This is a genomic window from Palleronia pelagia (genome assembly GCF_900110115.1).
GTDB lineage: Bacteria > Pseudomonadota > Alphaproteobacteria > Rhodobacterales > Rhodobacteraceae > Palleronia > Palleronia pelagia.
The window spans coordinates 371,932-387,487 of the sequence record NZ_FOCM01000003.1; the positions used below are offsets into that span (position 1 = coordinate 371,932).

Annotated in this window: 16 protein-coding genes; 10 read left to right on the plus strand and 6 right to left on the minus strand. The window is 67.6% G+C overall.

The genetic code is table 11. The features are described 5' to 3' along the window. Nucleotides 1-44: 44 nt before the first annotated feature. The gene (leuS, locus tag BMX96_RS08870; RefSeq protein WP_091845157.1) at nt 45-2,594 is read right to left on the minus strand and encodes a leucine--tRNA ligase; all 2,550 of its coding nucleotides are present in this window, start codon (nt 2,592-2,594) and stop codon (nt 45-47) included. Between the two features lie 154 nt (nt 2,595-2,748). Between leuS and BMX96_RS08875 the strand changes: the two genes are divergently transcribed. Then, the gene (locus BMX96_RS08875; RefSeq protein WP_091845158.1) at nt 2,749-3,993 is read left to right on the plus strand and encodes a glycosyltransferase family 4 protein; all 1,245 of its coding nucleotides are present in this window, start codon (nt 2,749-2,751) and stop codon (nt 3,991-3,993) included. 4 nt (nt 3,994-3,997) lie between these two features. Here the strand turns inward: BMX96_RS08875 and BMX96_RS08880 are convergent, their stop codons facing one another. Then, on the minus strand, nt 3,998-4,501 hold the full coding sequence (locus tag BMX96_RS08880) for a DUF3576 domain-containing protein (RefSeq protein WP_091845159.1): 504 nt from the start codon (nt 4,499-4,501) through the stop codon (nt 3,998-4,000). 293 nt (nt 4,502-4,794) lie between these two features. Here BMX96_RS08880 and BMX96_RS08885 point away from each other — a divergent pair, with 293 nt between their 5' ends. The 3 genes from BMX96_RS08885 (at nt 4,795) to BMX96_RS08895 (ending at nt 7,108) form a co-directional block, all read left to right on the plus strand. Further along, a complete protein-coding gene (locus BMX96_RS08885) occupies nt 4,795-5,049 on the plus strand; it encodes a hypothetical protein (RefSeq protein ID WP_091845160.1) in 255 nt (84 codons plus the stop codon). A gap of 249 nt (nt 5,050-5,298) precedes the next feature. Next, the gene (locus tag BMX96_RS08890) at nt 5,299-6,351 is read left to right on the plus strand and encodes a porin (RefSeq protein WP_175481695.1); all 1,053 of its coding nucleotides are present in this window, start codon (nt 5,299-5,301) and stop codon (nt 6,349-6,351) included. A gap of 103 nt (nt 6,352-6,454) precedes the next feature. Next, the gene (locus BMX96_RS08895) at nt 6,455-7,108 is read left to right on the plus strand and encodes a YggS family pyridoxal phosphate-dependent enzyme (RefSeq protein ID WP_091845162.1); all 654 of its coding nucleotides are present in this window, start codon (nt 6,455-6,457) and stop codon (nt 7,106-7,108) included. Here the strand turns inward: BMX96_RS08895 and BMX96_RS08900 are convergent. After that, nucleotides 7,105-7,599, minus strand: a complete 495-nt coding sequence (locus BMX96_RS08900) for a L,D-transpeptidase family protein (RefSeq protein ID WP_091845163.1) — start codon at nt 7,597-7,599, stop codon at nt 7,105-7,107. The two genes, BMX96_RS08895 and BMX96_RS08900, sit on opposite strands and share 4 nt — an antisense overlap. Next, entirely contained in the window at nt 7,596-8,675 is a 1,080-nt protein-coding gene (gene ribA, locus BMX96_RS08905; protein WP_091845164.1) for a GTP cyclohydrolase II, read from the minus strand. Before ribA ends, BMX96_RS08900 begins: the two co-directional genes overlap by 4 nt. A gap of 139 nt (nt 8,676-8,814) precedes the next feature. Between ribA and BMX96_RS08910 the strand changes: the two genes are divergently transcribed. Further along, complete coding sequence (locus BMX96_RS08910; protein ID WP_073127309.1) at nt 8,815-9,501, plus strand: response regulator transcription factor; 687 nt, start codon at nt 8,815-8,817, stop codon at nt 9,499-9,501. Between the two features lie 103 nt (nt 9,502-9,604). Here BMX96_RS08910 and BMX96_RS08915 read toward each other — a convergent pair whose 3' ends face one another. Further along, on the minus strand, nt 9,605-10,111 hold the full coding sequence (locus tag BMX96_RS08915) for a hypothetical protein (RefSeq protein WP_091845165.1): 507 nt from the start codon (nt 10,109-10,111) through the stop codon (nt 9,605-9,607). A 129-nt stretch (nt 10,112-10,240) separates the two neighbouring features. On the opposite strand from BMX96_RS08915, the gene BMX96_RS08920 reads away from it, so the two are divergent. From BMX96_RS08920 to BMX96_RS08935, 4 genes are read left to right on the plus strand one after another with little or no spacing between them, the layout of a single operon-like run. Then, a complete protein-coding gene (locus tag BMX96_RS08920) occupies nt 10,241-11,023 on the plus strand; it encodes an exodeoxyribonuclease III (protein WP_091845166.1) in 783 nt (260 codons plus the stop codon). A 60-nt stretch (nt 11,024-11,083) separates the two neighbouring features. Beyond that, nucleotides 11,084-12,010 (plus strand): thioredoxin, encoded by a 927-nt coding sequence (gene trxA, locus BMX96_RS08925; protein ID WP_091845260.1) that lies wholly within the window; start codon nt 11,084-11,086, stop codon nt 12,008-12,010. Between the two features lie 26 nt (nt 12,011-12,036). Then, on the plus strand, nt 12,037-12,681 hold the full coding sequence (locus BMX96_RS08930; RefSeq protein ID WP_073127316.1) for an LON peptidase substrate-binding domain-containing protein: 645 nt from the start codon (nt 12,037-12,039) through the stop codon (nt 12,679-12,681). Next, nucleotides 12,678-12,860 carry a Trm112 family protein gene (locus BMX96_RS08935; RefSeq protein ID WP_091845167.1) on the plus strand — a complete coding sequence of 61 codons (183 nt, stop codon included), beginning with the start codon at nt 12,678-12,680 and terminating at the stop codon, nt 12,858-12,860. Before BMX96_RS08930 ends, BMX96_RS08935 begins: the two co-directional genes overlap by 4 nt. 10 nt (nt 12,861-12,870) lie before the next feature. On the opposite strand, the gene BMX96_RS08940 is transcribed toward BMX96_RS08935, so the two are convergent. Further along, on the minus strand, nt 12,871-14,127 hold the full coding sequence (locus BMX96_RS08940; protein WP_091845168.1) for an FAD-dependent monooxygenase: 1,257 nt from the start codon (nt 14,125-14,127) through the stop codon (nt 12,871-12,873). Nucleotides 14,128-14,173: 46 nt separating this feature from the next. On the opposite strand from BMX96_RS08940, the gene BMX96_RS08945 reads away from it, so the two are divergent. After that, nucleotides 14,174-15,499 carry an amidase gene (locus BMX96_RS08945; RefSeq protein WP_091845261.1) on the plus strand — a complete coding sequence of 442 codons (1,326 nt, stop codon included), beginning with the start codon at nt 14,174-14,176 and terminating at the stop codon, nt 15,497-15,499. Nucleotides 15,500-15,556 lie beyond the last annotated feature (57 nt).

The following is a 15,556-nucleotide window of genomic DNA, read 5'->3' on the forward strand; positions in this document are numbered from 1 at the left end:
TCCTGGCGACGAGATCCCGGATCCTTTGCGCCCCGCGCCCCATGTCAGACCACCACGTTCACGATGCGCCCGGGCACGACGATCACCTTCTTGGGGCTGCCGCCGTCCAGGGCCTTCTGCACCGCGTGGGTTTCCAGCGCGCGCGCCTCGACCGCGTCCTTGGCCATGTCGCGGGGGACCGTGATCTCGGCCCGGCGCTTGCCGTTGATCTGGATCGGCATAGTCACCTCGTCCTCGACCAGCATGGACTCGTCGGCCTGGGGCCACGGAGCGTTGGCGATCAGGCCTTCGCCGCCCAGCAGGCGCCAGATCTCTTCGCTCAGGTGCGGGGTCATGGGTGCCATGAGCTGCGCCATGGTGCGCGCGGCGCGGACCTGCGCGGCGCGGCCGGCCTTGGATTTCGACAGCGTGTTGGCGAAGGCATAGAGACGCGCGACGGACGTGTTGAAGCCGAAGCTCTCGATTCCCATGGTCACGTCGTGGATGGCCTTGTGCCGCTCGCGCTCGAGCTCCTCGTCGCCGCTGCCGGTCTCGGGTGCGTCGCTGGCGCCCTCGGCGATGCGCCAGACGCGGGCCAGGTGCTTGCTGGCGGCCTCGGCGCCGGCGGCTGTCCATTCCACGTCACGCTCGGGCGGGCTGTCGGACAACACGAACCAGCGCGCGGTATCGGCGCCGTACTGGTCGATGATCTCGACCGGGTCGACCACGTTCTTCTTCGACTTCGACATCTTGGCCGACGGGATGATCTCGACCTCGGTGCCGTCGGCCAGTTTCCCGTCGGTCACGTCCGAGGGCAGGTGATAGACCGGCCGGCCGGACGCATCCTTCGTCATGTAGATTTCGTGCGTCACCATGCCTTGCGTGAACAGCGCGTCGAAGGGTTCGCGCGCCGCGTCGGGCAGGTGGCCGCAATCGTTCATCGCCCGGGCGTAGAAGCGGGCGTAGAGCAGGTGCAGGATCGCGTGTTCGACCCCGCCGATATACTGGTCCACGTTCATCCAGTACGCGGCCTCGTCCGGGTCTGTGGGCGTCGTGGCGCCGGGCGAGGTGAAACGCGCGAAGTACCACGACGAATCCACGAAGGTGTCCATCGTGTCGGTCTCGCGCTTGGCGGGCGCGCCGCAACTGGGGCAGGGCACGTCGCGCCAGGTCGGGTGACGGTCCAGCGGGTTGCCGGGCGTGTCGAAGCTCACGTCCTCGGGCAGCTTGACCGGCAGGTTCTCCTTCTTCTCCGGCACCACGCCGCAGGCGTCGCAATGGACCACCGGGATCGGGCAGCCCCAATAGCGTTGCCGCGACAGGCCCCAGTCGCGCAGGCGGAACTTGGTCACGCCCTGGCCGACGCCGTTGGCTTCGCAGAACGCGATGGCCGCATCGATGGCCGCGTCGCCGGTCTGAACCTCGTCGCCGGCGAAGCCGCGCACGTATTTCACCGGCTGCGACTTCGGCGGGACGTAGGCCTCGCCGCCGTCCTCGGGGGGGGTGTGGTCGCCCTCGGCCGGCTCGAAGGTCGAGGCGACCGGCAGGTCGTACTTGCGGGCGAATTCCAGGTCGCGCGCGTCATGGGCCGGGCAGCCGAAGATCGCGCCGGTGCCGTAGTCCATCAGGATGAAATTCGCGACGTAGACCGGCAGCTCCCATGCCGTGTCAAACGGGTGGCGCACGCGCAGCCCGGTGTCGAAGCCGCGCTTCTCGGCCTTCTCCAGCTCTTCCTCGGCGGTGCCCATCTTGCGGCACTCGGCGTTGAAGGCGGCGAGGTCGGGATCGTCCTGCTCGAGCTGCTTGGCCAGCGGATGGTCGGGCGAGATGCCGACGAAGCTGGCGCCCATCAGCGTGTCGGGGCGCGTGGTATAGACCTCGATCCGGTCGTGGCCGTCCGGCCCGTCCACCAGCCCGAAGGCGAATTGCAGGCCGCGCGACTTGCCGATCCAGTTGGCCTGCATCGTCTTGACCTTGTCGGGCCAGTTGTCGAGCGTATCCAGCGCCGACAGCAGCTCGTCGGAGTAGTCGGAGATGCGGAAGAACCACTGCGTCAGCTCGCGCCGCTCGACCAGCGCGCCCGAGCGCCAGCCGCGCCCGTCCTCCACCTGCTCGTTCGCCAGAACCGTCATGTCGACCGGGTCCCAGTTCACCACCGCGTTCTTGCGGTAGACCAGGCCCTTTTCCAGGAAATCCAGGAACATGGCCTGCTGCTGGCCGTAATACTCGGGGTCGCAGGTGGCGAATTCGCGGGACCAGTCCAGCGACAGGCCCAGACGCGCGAACTGCGCCTTCATGTTGGCGATGTTGGCATAGGTCCAGTCGCCGGGATGGATCTTGCGCTCCTGCGCGGCATTCTCGGCCGGCAGTCCGAACGCGTCCCAGCCCATCGGGTGCAGCACCGCGTGGCCGGTCGCCAGCTTGTAGCGCGCCACCACGTCGCCCATGGCGTAGTTCCGCACGTGGCCGATATGCAGGTTCCCCGACGGGTAGGGAAACATCTCGAGCACGTAGTATTTCGGCTTGGCGTCATCGCGGCGGGCGGTGAAGGTGCCGGCCTCGTCCCACGCCTTTTGCCAGCGGGGCTCGGAGGTCTTGGCGTCGTAGCGGGGCATGGCGGCTCTTTGTTCGGGTCGGTCCAGAATGATCGGGTGATTGATATGGGGGGGCGGGCCGAGCGTCCAGCGCCAAGGCGCGGGTTTCCCCCTTATCAGGCGGGGAAAATCCGGTATGGATCGAGGCAGTCCCAGTGGTCAGCATGATGGTGCGATGGTTTTCCTGTTTCTTCACCAGAATTTCCCGGGCCAGTTCGCCCATCTCGCGCCCGCGCTGGCGGCCAAGGGGCACCAGGTCTTCGCGCTGAGCTCGCGGTTCTCCAAACCCGACACCTGGCGCGGCGTGCGGCTGATTCCCTACGCCTATGACGAGCCCAAGGACCAGAAGCTGCACCCGTGGCTGAACACCATGAACCGGGCGGTGGACCGGGGGACCGTGGTGCTGCGCGCGGCATTGGCGCTGAAGGCACGGGGGCTGAAGCCCGACGCTATCATCGCGCATTCCGGCTGGGGCGAGGCGCTGTTCCTGCGCGAGGTCTGGCCGGACGCCCGCATCGGCATCTTCTGCGAGTTCTTCTATGCCACCGAAGGGGCCGACGTGGATTTCGACCCGGAATTCGCCAATCCGAACGAGCTGGGCCGCGGGCCGCGGATGATGTTCAAGAACATGGCCATGCGGATGCAGCTGGAGCAGGCGGATGCCGGCATCAGCCCGACCCATTGGCAGGCCGATTCGCACCCGCCCGAACTGCGCCAGCGGCTGACGGTGCTGCATGACGGTATCGACACGGATGCGATCCGACCCGACCCCGAGGTGCGGCTGACGCTCGAGGGCCATGGAAGCTGGACGCGGGACGACGAAGTCGTCACCTTCGTCAATCGCAACCTCGAGCCCTATCGCGGCTTCCATGTCTTCATGCGCATCCTGCCCGAGCTCCTGCGCCGCCGTCCGAAGGCGCAGGTCATCGTGGTGGGCGAGGACGGTCTCAGCTACGGCAGCCCCCCCAAGGAAGGCGGCACCTGGAAGGACAAGATGATCGCCGAGGTGCGCGGGTGCATTCCGGATGCGGACTGGGCGCGCGTGCACTTCGTTGGCCGTGTCGCTCGGGGCGATTTCACCCGGCTGCTTCAGGTGGCGCGGGTGCACCTGTATCTCACCTATCCGTTTGTGCTCAGCTGGTCGGCGCTCGAGGCCATGGCCTGCGAGGCGGCAATCGTCGCCAGCGACACCGCCCCGGTGCGCGAAGTCATGCGCCACGACGAGACGGCTTTGCTGGTGGACTTCTTCGACAAGGAGCGGATGGTCGATGCCATCGACCGCCTGCTGAGCGATCCCGACAAGCGCCGCGCGATGGGCAAGGCCGCGCGGGCGCACGTGGTCGATCACTACGACCTGAAGCGCGTTTGCCTGCCGAAGCAGTTCGAATGGGTGGATGCGCTGGTGGCGCCCCGCCACTGACGCGTCAGAGCGCGCCTTCGGCGATGCGCAGCTGGCGGGCGCGGGTCAGGATCGCGTCCTCGATCGCGCGGGTGGTGGCGGCGTTCACAGGGCCCGACCGCGTGGACAGCGCCACGTTCAGTGACCGCGCATCCAGCGCCGGGTCGGTGACGTAGACCGTGCCGCGATAGGCCGCCCCGCCGCCTGGCGGGCGCCCGTAGCCGTAGACCAGCACGCCCGAGAAGGGGTCGGCGGTCTCGACCGGCATGAAATCCAGGACCTGCTGCGTGGCGGCCCAGATGTACTTGTTCACCTCGACCGTGGTGTTGGGATTGTCGGCGTTGGAGAACAGGTCCCAGATCGTCTCGCGCCGCGGGCCGCCCAGCGGCGTGCTTTCGCGCTGGCGCAGGATGCTGGCCTGGCGGTCCTGGTTGGGAATCAGGCCGTCGCGGGATTCGCGCGTGCCGCAGGCGGACAGGCTCAGCGCGGCGGCGATCAAACCGCCGATCACGAAAAGGGATGATTTCATAGTGTTCGTCCGCCCCGTCAGACCCATTTCGACCTTGCCTACCCCAGCCGCGCTGCACGGGCAAGAATCGTTGTGCGGCCGTTCATTCGCGGGCCCGGGCCGCCTTGACACACCCAATGCCTTGCGATGGCTGTAAAAAAAGTAATCGACACGTGAAACCTATGACAGGGCAATGGTGTTATCGGTCCAGCAAGGCACCTCAGAAAAATCTGGTTGCCGAACGCTAACCGCCGCCTAGGTGGCATTCCGAAGCCGCGCTAGCGGCCTGAAACTGAAAAGAAGGGACTACTACTATGAAACGTATTCTGACCGTCATCGCCGCATCCGCAACCCTGGCCGGTGCCACCGCGCCCGCCGCCATGGCCCAAGACGCCGAAGTCACCATGCTGACCGGCAAGGTCTTCCGCGCCCTGCGCACGTGCGACATCGATGGCAACATGGTCGACGAACTGACCATGGCGCAGGTCGCCGGCATCACCATCGCGTCCGACTCGGATGACGAGTCCGAGAAGTGCCAGCGCATCCGCGCCATCGCGATGGACGAGTAATTGCTTCCATTGCAGTGGGGTCAGCGCCCCGCTGCGAGAAAGGCCGTCCTTCGGGGCGGCCTTTTTATTTTTGACTGATGAATTCGCGACGGGCGGCTCTGCGGACTGTGGCAGGACTGCACCAATCCGGGCGCCGTGGTCCGGGCGACAATCGCCATCGCTTGAATCGTGCAGGGGAAAGGCGCACTCCACCCTCGTACTCACGGGGCACAGCCCTTTGGGACCGGAAATGAGATCATGAGGGAAAGCATGAAAAATATCCTTTTTGCGACCACTGCGCTGGTTGCTTCGACTAGCTTCGCGATGGCCCAAAGCGTCGACCTGTCCGGCTCGGCCGAGATGGGTATCTTCGGCGGCGAAACCGCTGCGAACGTGGACATCGAAGACCAGTTCCACACGGACATCGACGTCACCTTCTCGATGTCGGGTGAAACCGACGGCGGCCTGACCTTCGGTGCCTCGGTCGATATCGACGAACAGATTGGCGATAATAACGCAACTACCGGCGGTGCCGAGTCGGGTGCCACTCAGGACGACTCGGACGACGGCGGGGCGACCATCTTCGTGTCGGGTGCATACGGTACCCTGACCATGGGCGACACCGACGGCGCGCTGGACTGGGCGATGGACGAAGCCCTCATCGGCGCGTCGCTGGGCGACAACCATGAGCACGGCGGCTACAACGGGAACTCGCTGCTGGACGGCGCTTTCGGCCTTGACGGTCAAATCGCTCGTTACGACTATTCGTTTGGCGGTTTCAGCGTAGGCGTCTCCGCTGAAGTGCAGGATGCAGCTGGCGGCGACGATACGTTCGGTGTCGGTGCCCGTTATGAAGGCGAGTTCGGGACAATCGCCTATGCATTTGGTCTTGGCTACCAAGAGAACGGCGATAACAACGGCGCAGCTGCTGGTGGTACCTCCGCTTCTGCGCTCGGCTTCAGCGCGAGCATGTCTATGGACAGTGGCCTGTCGGCGATCTTCAACTACACTGACTTCGACGACGCCTTCACCAGCGCTGCCGCCGGTACCACTTTTGGTGGCTTCGTTGCTCCGGGCATCGAAATCAATGATCACATCGGTGTTGCTGTTGGGTATGAGTTCGGTCAGCTGCTGGTTGCCGCTAACTACGGCCAGTTTGACACCTCTAACGGCGACGTGGACGGCTACGGCCTGATTGCTAACTACGATCTTGGCGGTGGTGCATCGCTGCAAGCAGGCTATGGCCGCAGCGACTACGATAACGGTGCTGGCCCTGATCTGGACCGCCACACCTACTCGTTCGGTATCGCGATGGCCTTCTGATCCCACAGGGATTGGAAACACGGATTGGGCAGGTCTTCGGACCTGCCCTTTTCTTTTGCGCGGGGCTATATCGGCGCGTGACCCCAACGATCGGAGCCGCGCCATGTCCCTGACCGATATCAAGACCCGGATCGCCAAGGCGGAAACCGACGCGGGCCGCGATCCCGGCTCGGTCCGGCTGATCGCCGTCAGCAAGGTACAGCCCGACGAACGGGTCGAGGCGGTGCTGGAGCAGGGTCACCGGTCGTTCGGCGAGAACCGCGTGCAGGAGGCGCAGGGCAAGTGGCCCGGCTTCGCCGAGCGCTACGGCGACCTGGACCTGCACCTGATCGGTCCGCTGCAATCCAACAAGACCCGCGCGGCGATGGAGCTGTTCGGAACGATCCAGACGCTCGACCGTCCCAAGCTCGCCCGCACCATCGCCCGCATCGCGGACGAGATCGGCCACTGCCCCGACCTGTTCGTGCAGGTGAACACCGGCGACGAGACCCAGAAGGCAGGCGTCGCGGTCGACGACACCGACGCTTTCGTGGCCGAATGCCGGTCCCTGAGCCTGCCGGTCATCGGGCTCATGTGCATTCCGCCCATCGATACGGACCCGACGCCGCATTTTCGCCTGTTGGCCGATCTTGCCGCGCGCAACGGGCTCGACGGCCTTTCCATGGGGATGAGCGGCGATTTCGAGGCCGCCATCGCCGCCGGTGCCACCCATGTGCGCGTCGGCTCGGCCATCTTCGGCGCGCGCGTGACCGGCTAGGCGACGATCAGCCGGGTCTGGTAGGTGATCCGGCGGGCCATCCACAGCAGGTCTTCCGGCGCCAGTGCCACGCAGCCTTCGGTCGGATAGCCGGGCCGCCGCCAGCGATGAAGGAAGATGGCCGACCCGCGTCCGGGCGCGGAGATGGGCCAGTTCCAGTCCGTGAGGATCACGAGGTCATACAGCGGGTCCGCCCGGCGCAGCGTCTCGTGCGAGAAACCATGGGGCGCGCGCACCATCTTGTTGTAATCGGGATCGCTCGGATCGTCGGACCACAGGTCGCACGGCCCGATGGGCAGGGCCCAGTCGGTCGGCCGGGCCACGCGGTCGGGGCGATAGAGCATCCCGACGATCCGGTGAATGCCGCGGGGTGTGGCGCCGTCGCCCTCGCGCTTGCGTCCGCTCAATCCGCCGCGCCCGATCGAGCACGGCAGGGTGCGCCCCATGAACCGCAGACCGCGCGGCGTCAGGACCATGTCCTCGGGTCTCATTCCAGGTGCCCCGAGCGTTCATGCTTCACCCGCAGGTAGTCGCGGTTGAAATCGCCTTCACCGACCCAGAGCGGCACACGCTCGACCACCTCGATCCCCTCGGCGTCGAAGGCGGCCAGCTTGCGCGGGTTGTTCGTCATCAGCTTGATCCGACCGATTCGCATCTGCCGCAGGATCTGGCCGCCCAGTCCGAAATTCCGTTCATCGTCGTCGAAACCAAGCCGGTGGTTCGCCTCGACCGTGTCGAAGCCCTGGTCCTGGAGGGAATAGGCGCGCATCTTGTTGGCCAGCCCGATGCCGCGCCCCTCCTGGTTCAGGTAAAGCAGGACGCCACCACCCGCCTGGGCCATCTGCCGCAGCGCCGCGTTCAACTGCGGGCCGCAATCGCATTTGAGCGAGCCGAGCACGTCGCCGGTGAAACAGGCCGAATGCAGCCGCGTCAGCACCGGCGCGGACCTGTCCGGTTTCCCCACGACGACGGCATAATGCTCGTCGCCCAGGCCGTCGGGGCGGAAGATCTGCAAGGCGCTGTTCACCTCGGCCGCGATGGGCAGGCGGGCGGAGACCACGTGCGCGAGCGTCGTCTGCGACACGGCCGCCATGTCGGACAGCGAGATGCGCAGGACGCCCTCGGGCACGGACTCCACCGGCGCGACGATGGCGGCGGGCAGCAGCTCGGCCTTGCGCAGCAGCAGAAGCGCGGCGCGCGACGGGGCCGCGTCGCCGCCCCGCAGCGCAAGGAATGGCCCCTTCATCGGCTGCGCCAGGTCATTGGCCGGATCGATCACGCCGCCCAACCACGCCCGATCGACCGCGCGCGGCAGGGACAGTCGGGCCATGTCGCCGTCGTAGACACTGATCTTCAGCGTTTCGGCCCGGCGCGCGGTGACGGCCAGGTGCGCCGTGCCGGTCTCGGTCATCGCGTCCAGCCGCGCGGGGTCGGCCCGCTCGGCCGAAATCGCCAGCCAGGTGGTGTCGCCCCCGCCGATGGCGACCGCCAGCCCCAGCCGCATGTCGGATACCGCACGGGCCAGGCGTTCGGCGCGGTCGGGCAGGAAGGGAGAGGGTGAGACCATGCGCTCTGCCTAGCCGCGAACCCCGGAAAAGTGAAACATATCTCGCATTTGTGACACGACCCCGTGAGTCGGCGCAGCGCAATCTTGCTAAACTGGGACCCTGCCGCCACCTCCGAAGTTGATATGCCGGAGGTATGCAATGAGTGGTTTGAAAAAGCTTCTTTTGGTCGATGACGACGACGACCTGCGAGATGCGCTCAGCGAACAGCTGATGCTGACCGAGGATTTCGACGTGTTCGAGGCCGAAACCGGTGCGAATGCCATGGAGAAGGTCAAGGAAGGCCGGTTCGACCTGGTGATCCTGGACGTTGGCCTGCCTGACACCGATGGGCGCGAGCTGTGCAAGCTCATGCGCAAGCAGGGGGTGAAATGCCCGGTTCTGATGCTGACGGGCCATGACAGCGATGCCGACACCATCCTTGGGCTGGACGCCGGCGCGAACGATTATGTCACGAAGCCGTTCAAGTTCCCCGTCCTGCTGGCCCGCATCCGCGCCCAGCTGCGCCAGCACGAGCAGTCCGAGGATGCCGTCTTCTCGCTCGGGCCCTATTCCTTCCGTCCCGCCCAGAAGGTCCTGGTGGATGAGGCCGACAAGAAGATCCGCCTGACCGAGAAGGAAACCAACATCCTCAAGTTCCTGTATCGCGCGACCGAGGGCGTCGTGGCGCGCGACGTGCTGCTTCACGAGGTCTGGGGCTACAACGCGGGCGTGACGACCCACACGCTGGAGACGCACATCTACCGGCTGCGCCAGAAGATCGAGCCCGATCCGTCGAACGCGCGGCTGCTGGTGACCGAATCGGGGGGCTATCGCCTGGCGATCTGATCCGGCGGGCGCCGGATGCGAGAGGCGCTGCCTCTCGCGCTCTCCGAGGTATTTGCGGAAAGATGAAGGGGGCGCGGCCGGGATCGGCTGCGCCCCATTCGCGTCATTCGCTGCGGATGACCGTCGCCTGAAGATCGGCGGAAAGGGTGACGCCCTCGTCCGACACGACCGACAGATCGGCGTCGCCGGGCCCCATAGTGGCGCGGATGTTGCCCTCGATCAGCAGGCTGTCGCCCGTCACCTCGAGCGAGTTCACCGTTAGGTCGATGGCCTCGTCCGTCGCGGTCAGGGTGTCGCCGTTGCGGGTGAGCGTCACCTCGCCGCTTTGCATCTCGCCTTGGCGGCTGGACGGGTCGGCGGTGACGGTGATGGTCAGGCTGTCGTCTTCGCCCTGGGGCCCGTCGGCGGGATAGGCGCGCAGCGTGAGCTCGATCCCGGTATCGGTTTCGGTCCAGCCGGTGGGCCGGTCCTCGCCATCGACGATGACATAGGCGACCTGCACCCCGTCGAGCGTCCCGTCGAGCGAGCCGATCGTGGTCGCGTCACCGGCGGTCTGGGCGACGGCCGGCGCGGCGAGCGTGGCCGAAAGCAGAAGGGCGGATCTGAACATGCGTTTCTCCGAGTGTTTGAACTTGGGCCTTCAACGGCCGCGGCGCGCCCCGCGTTCCCGCGATGGGCTGTCGCGCCCGGGGACGATCTGCGCTAGTCAGGCGGCCAATTGACCAGACCGGAGCCGCCGATGCCCTTCACCCTTGCCACCTGGAACATCAACTCGGTCCGCCTGCGCGAAGGGCTGGTGCGCGACTTCCTGGCCGAGACGCACGTGGACGTCCTGTGCCTGCAGGAATGCAAGTCGCCGGTCGAGAAGATCCCCGATTTCGCCGACGCGGGCTTTCCCCATGTCGTGGCGCGCGGGCAGAAGGGCTATAATGGCGTGGCGATCCTGTCGCGCAGCCCGCTGGACGAGGTGGGCGCGGACGATCACGCCGGGCTGGGCCATGCCCGGCACGTGGCGGCGCGGCTGGAGAACGGGGTCACCATCCACAACTATTACGTGCCGGCCGGCGGCGACGTACCGGACCGCGAGGTGAACGAGAAATTCGGCCAGAAGCTCGATTACCTCACGGCCATGCGCGACGCGTTCAGGGCCGCGCCGCCCGCCCGGTCGATCCTGGTGGGCGACCTCAACATCGCCCCGCGCGAGGATGACGTCTGGTCCCACAAGCAGCTGATGAAGGTGGTGTCCCACACCCCCGTCGAGGTCGACCACCTGGCCGAGACGCAGGCGGCGGGGGCCTGGGTCGACATCACCCGCGCGCATATCCCCGATGGGCAGCTATATTCCTGGTGGTCCTACCGGGCGAAGGACTGGGATGCCGCCGACAAGGGGCGCCGGCTGGACCATATCTGGGCGACCCCCGACATCGCCGATGCGGCCCGGGACAGCCGGATCCTGCGTCACGTGCGCGGCTGGGAGAAGCCGTCGGACCACGCCCCGGTGCTGGCAACCTTCGACCTCTGACCTTGATTTGACGCCGGCGCCACGCCATCTAGCGGGCGAACGGACAAAGGGATGCGCACGATGATCGAACTGGGACAGGGCACCGCCGCCCCCGCCGCCGCCGACCTGATCAAGGAGGGCACCGAGGCGAGCTTCATGGCCGACGTGGTCGAGGCCAGCCAGCAGGTGCCGGTGATTGTCGACTTCTGGGCCCCCTGGTGCGGCCCGTGCAAAACCCTGGGGCCGATGCTGGAAAAGGCCGTGACCGAGGCCAAGGGCGCCGTGAAGATGGTCAAGATCGACATCGACCGCGCCCAGTCCATCGCCGCGCAGCTGCAGATCCAGTCGATCCCGACCGTTTATGCCTTCTACAAGGGTCAGCCGGTGGACGGCTTCCAGGGCGCGATCCCGCAATCCGAGATCAAGGCCTTCGTCGACCGTCTGGTCGCACAGGGCGGCGGTGCGCCCGGCGGCCGGGAAGACGGCCTGGCCGAGGCCTTGCAGACGGCCGAGGACATGCTTACGGCCGGGCAGGCCGAGGACGCCGCGCAGGTCTTCGCCGCCATCGCGGGCGAGGCGCCCGACCGCGCCGCCGCCCACGCGGGTCTGGTGCGCGCCCACATCGCCATGGGCGACCTGGAACAGGCCGAGGCCATCCTGAACGGCGTCGATGCGTCGATCAGCCACGCACCCGAGCTCGAGGCCGCCCACGCCCAGCTGCAGCTGGCGCGCCAGGCCGCCGATGCCGGCCCCGTGGATGACTTGCGTGCCCGGGTCGAGGCCGACCCCGACGACCACCAGGCCCGGATCGATCTGGCCAAGGCCCTGCACGCCACGGGCAACACCGAGGAGGCGGTCGATCAGTTGCTCGAATCCTTCCGCCGCGACCGCGAGTGGAATGACGGTGCGGCCCGCGCGCAGCTCTTCACCCTGTTCGAAGCCTTGCCGCCGCAGGACCCGGTCGCGTTGAAGGGTCGCCGAAGATTGTCGTCGATGATCTTTGCTTGAGGGTCTGCCAGCCTAGGTAGAGGGGCATGGCAAAGAAGTTCGATCTTCCGCAAACGATCCCCGTCTTTCCGCTGCCCGGCGCGCTGCTTCTGCCGCGCGGGAAATTGCCGCTGCATATCTTCGAGCCGCGCTACCTTGCGATGATCGAGGACACCATGCGCACCGATCACCGCCTGATCGGCATGGTGCAGCCGCGCGAGGTGCCCGGCGGCGCCGAAAAACGGCTGCACAGCATCGGCTGCGCGGGGCGCCTGACCCAGTGGTCCGAGACCGACGACGGGCGCTACATGATCACTCTCACGGGCGTGTCGCGCTACCGTATCACCAGCGAACAGGAAGGGTTCGAGCCCTATCGCCGCTGCGACGTGACCTGGGACGCGTTTACCCGCGACCTGGGCCAGCCGGAAAAGGATCCGGGCTTCGACCGCGACGCGTTCCTGGATCTGCTCAGCCGCTATTTCGAGGCGCAGGAGCTGAAGACCGATTGGGAGTCGCTGTCGGGGGCCGAGGACGAGCTTCTGATCAACGCCCTCTCGATGCTGTGCCCCTTCGACCCCGAGGACAAGCAAGCCCTGCTCGAGGCACCTGACCTGACCACCCGCCGCGAAACGCTGGTCACCCTGATCGAGTTCGCCCTGCGCGGCGGCGACGACGAAGGCGTGCTGCAATGAGCGAGCAGACCTACGACCGCAAGATGCTCGAGGCGCTGGTCTGCCCGCAGACGCAGGCGCCGCTGCATTACGACGCCGACCGGCAGGAGCTGGTCTCGAAGGCGGCACACTTGGCCTACCCGATCCGCGGCGGGATCCCGATCATGCTGATCGACGAAGCGCGCAAGATCGACGACTAGAGCTAGCCGACTAGATCGGGCGGCCCTGTAGAAGGCGCGGCCGGTCCCCGGTGAGGCCGGCCGCCTCGCGGATGGCGCTGCGGCGCAGGCCGGGCAAATGCCCGACCAACCCAAGCCCCGCGTCACGGACCGCCCGCAGGATCGGGTTGTCGTTCGAGAACAGGCGATTGAACCCGTCGGTCGCCAGGGCCAGGGCCGAGACGTCGAAACGCCGCCATTGCTCGTAGCGGCGCAGCACGTCGATGCGGCCGATATCCTCGCCCCGACGATGCGCGTCCACCACGACCTCGGCCAGGCTGCCCACGTCCTTCAGCCCCGCGTTCAGGCCCTGACCGGCGATCGGGTGCACCGCGTGGGCCGCGTCGCCCACCAGCGCCACGCGCGGCGCGGCAAAGCTGTTGGCGATGCTCAGCGCAAGCGGGTAGGTATAGCGCCGCCCGGCCAGCGAAATCTCCCCCAGGAAATTGCCGAACCGGGGCCGCAACACGTTGAGGTAGGCGTCGTCCGGCAGGTCGGTGAGGGCGCGCGCCCGCTCGCGTCGCTCGGTCCAGACGATCGAGCAGCGGTTGCCCTTCAGCGGCAGGATGGCCAGGGGCCCCTCGGGCATGAAGAACTGGTGCGCGACGCCGTCATGGGGTCGCTCGTGGCCGATGGCGGCGACCAGCGCGTTCTGCGGATACTCCCACCCGGTGCGGCGGATGCCCGCGCGCTGCGCGGTGGCCGAGCGGCGCCCGTCGCAGCCCACCAGCAGACGCCCGTCGATCTCGCGCCCGTCGGACAAGGTGGCGGTGACACCGGATGCGTGGGGCGCCTGCCCGGTCACCGAGACGCCCGTGATCGCGGTGATCCGCGCGTCCTTGTCGATGGCGTCCAGCAGCGCTGGTCTCAGGTGCCGGTCCTCGACCATGAAGCCCATCGGGCCTTCCTCGATCTGGGCGTGGTCGAATTCCAGCGTCAGGGGCGACGGGCCGGTGCCCGCAGTCCCGTCGCTGATGCGGATGTCCAGGATGGGCTGCGCGCCATCGGCCAGCCCCGGCCAAAGGCCGAGCGCGCCGAGCAGCGCCCTGGAGGCCGCCGAAAGGGCATAGCTGCGCCCGTCGAACTCGGCCCCGCCGCGTGTGTCCACCGGCACCGGGTCGATAAGCGCCACGTCCAGCCCGCCGCTGGCCAGCGCCAGCGCAAGGGTGCAGCCGTTCAGCCCGCCACCCGCAATGATAACGTCATGATCCATGGCGCTGACTATGGTCTTGCGGCGGGCATTGTCCATGCGCCGCCGCGCCGCTACCGTCGCGGCGAACCGGGCGGGGGACACCATGGACGATCTGACACGGGCGACGGCATGTGACCTGGGGCGCGCCATCGGGCAGGGTGCGCTGGACCCCGTTGAGCTGGCGCAAACCTTCCTGGACGCCGCCAACGACCACGACCTCGCCCCCCGCATCTTCGCGCGCATGACCCCGGACCGCGCGTTGTCCGAGGCACAGGCGGCGCGGCAGCGAGCCCGGCACGGTGTGCGGCGGGGGCTGCTGGACGGCGTGCCCATCGGCTGGAAGGACCTCTATGACTGCGCGGGTGTGCCCTGCGAAGGGGGCAGCGCGTTGCTGGAAGGCCGTGTGCCCGACCGGGATGCCGCGTTGCTGCGGCAGGCGGCGCTGGCGGGACTGGTGTGTCTGGGCAAGACGCATCTGAGCGAGCTCGCGTTCTCGGGCCTGGGTCTGAACCCGTCGACGGCGACGCCGCCCTGCGTGAACGATCCCGACGCGGTGTCGGGCGGGTCGTCCTCGGGCGCGGCGGCGTCGGTGGCGTTCGGCCTGGCGCCGGCGGGAATCGGGTCCGACACCGGGGGGTCCATCCGGCTCCCCGCGGCCTGGAACGACCTCGTGGGCTTCAAGCCCGGCCACGGATCGCTGTCGCTTGAGGGCGCTCTGCCGCTCTGCCCCAGCTTCGACACGGCCGGTCCGCTGGCGCGCAACGTCGAGGACGCGGCCGAGATCTGGGCGGTGCTGGCGGGTCGGCGTGCGCCCGACCTTGCCTACACGTCGCTGGCCGGGCGCCGCCTGATGGTGCTGGAGAACGCGTTGGCGGATTGCGACAAGACCGTCGTGGAGGGCTTCGAACGCGCGGTGGCCATGCTTGAACGGGCCGGGGCGGTGGTCGAGCGCCGTGCGCTGCCCTGCGTCGATACCGCGCTGGCGCAAAGCCCGCTGGTTTTCGCGCCCGAGGGCTATGCCATCTGGCGCGAGACGATCGAATCCGCGCCCGACAGGATGTATCACCAGGTGCGGACCCGGTTCCGGGCGGGCGCCGATGTCAGCGCCTGCGACTTCGTGGCCGCGTGGCGCACGCTCGACCGAATGCGCGCCGAATACGCCGCGGCGACCGCCGGATACGACGCCGTGATCCAGCCGACCTGCCCGATCCTGCCGCCCAAGCGCGCCCGGCTCGAGACCGACGACGACTACTACGTCAGCGCGAACCTGATGACCCTGCGCAACACCCGGATCGGCAACCTGCTGGGTCTGGCGGGGCTGAGCCTGCCCACCGGCACGCCCTCGGTCGGCCTGCTTTTGCAGGGGCTTGCGGGGCACGAGGGGCGTCTTCTGCGGCTCGGCCAGGCGGCTGAACGGGCGCTGGCCTAAAAGCCACAGGCCCCCCGCCAAGCCCCGTGCCGCCCGCCAGCCGGCTGGACCGCCCGG

Excerpts from the sequence above, each read along its gene's own strand:
- BMX96_RS08875 (WP_091845158.1), top strand. The coding sequence starts at position 2,749 with ATGGTTTTCCTGTTTCTTCACCAGAATTTCCCGGGCCAGTTCGCCCAT.
- BMX96_RS08900 (WP_091845163.1), bottom strand. The coding sequence starts at position 7,599 with ATGAGACCCGAGGACATGGTCCTGACGCCGCGCGGTCTGCGGTTCATG.
- BMX96_RS08880 (WP_091845159.1), bottom strand. The coding sequence starts at position 4,501 with ATGAAATCATCCCTTTTCGTGATCGGCGGTTTGATCGCCGCCGCGCTG.
- BMX96_RS08890 (WP_175481695.1), top strand. The coding sequence starts at position 5,299 with ATGAAAAATATCCTTTTTGCGACCACTGCGCTGGTTGCTTCGACTAGC.
- BMX96_RS08920 (WP_091845166.1), top strand. The coding sequence starts at position 10,241 with ATGCCCTTCACCCTTGCCACCTGGAACATCAACTCGGTCCGCCTGCGC.
- BMX96_RS08910 (WP_073127309.1), top strand. The coding sequence starts at position 8,815 with ATGAGTGGTTTGAAAAAGCTTCTTTTGGTCGATGACGACGACGACCTG.
- BMX96_RS08895 (WP_091845162.1), top strand. The coding sequence starts at position 6,455 with ATGTCCCTGACCGATATCAAGACCCGGATCGCCAAGGCGGAAACCGAC.
- BMX96_RS08915 (WP_091845165.1), bottom strand. The coding sequence starts at position 10,111 with ATGTTCAGATCCGCCCTTCTGCTTTCGGCCACGCTCGCCGCGCCGGCC.
- BMX96_RS08935 (WP_091845167.1), top strand. The coding sequence starts at position 12,678 with ATGAGCGAGCAGACCTACGACCGCAAGATGCTCGAGGCGCTGGTCTGC.
- leuS (WP_091845157.1), bottom strand. The coding sequence starts at position 2,594 with ATGCCCCGCTACGACGCCAAGACCTCCGAGCCCCGCTGGCAAAAGGCG.
- ribA (WP_091845164.1), bottom strand. The coding sequence starts at position 8,675 with ATGGTCTCACCCTCTCCCTTCCTGCCCGACCGCGCCGAACGCCTGGCC.
- BMX96_RS08930 (WP_073127316.1), top strand. The coding sequence starts at position 12,037 with ATGGCAAAGAAGTTCGATCTTCCGCAAACGATCCCCGTCTTTCCGCTG.
- BMX96_RS08940 (WP_091845168.1), bottom strand. The coding sequence starts at position 14,127 with ATGGACAATGCCCGCCGCAAGACCATAGTCAGCGCCATGGATCATGAC.
- BMX96_RS08945 (WP_091845261.1), top strand. The coding sequence starts at position 14,174 with ATGGACGATCTGACACGGGCGACGGCATGTGACCTGGGGCGCGCCATC.
- BMX96_RS08885 (WP_091845160.1), top strand. The coding sequence starts at position 4,795 with ATGAAACGTATTCTGACCGTCATCGCCGCATCCGCAACCCTGGCCGGT.
- trxA (WP_091845260.1), top strand. The coding sequence starts at position 11,084 with ATGATCGAACTGGGACAGGGCACCGCCGCCCCCGCCGCCGCCGACCTG.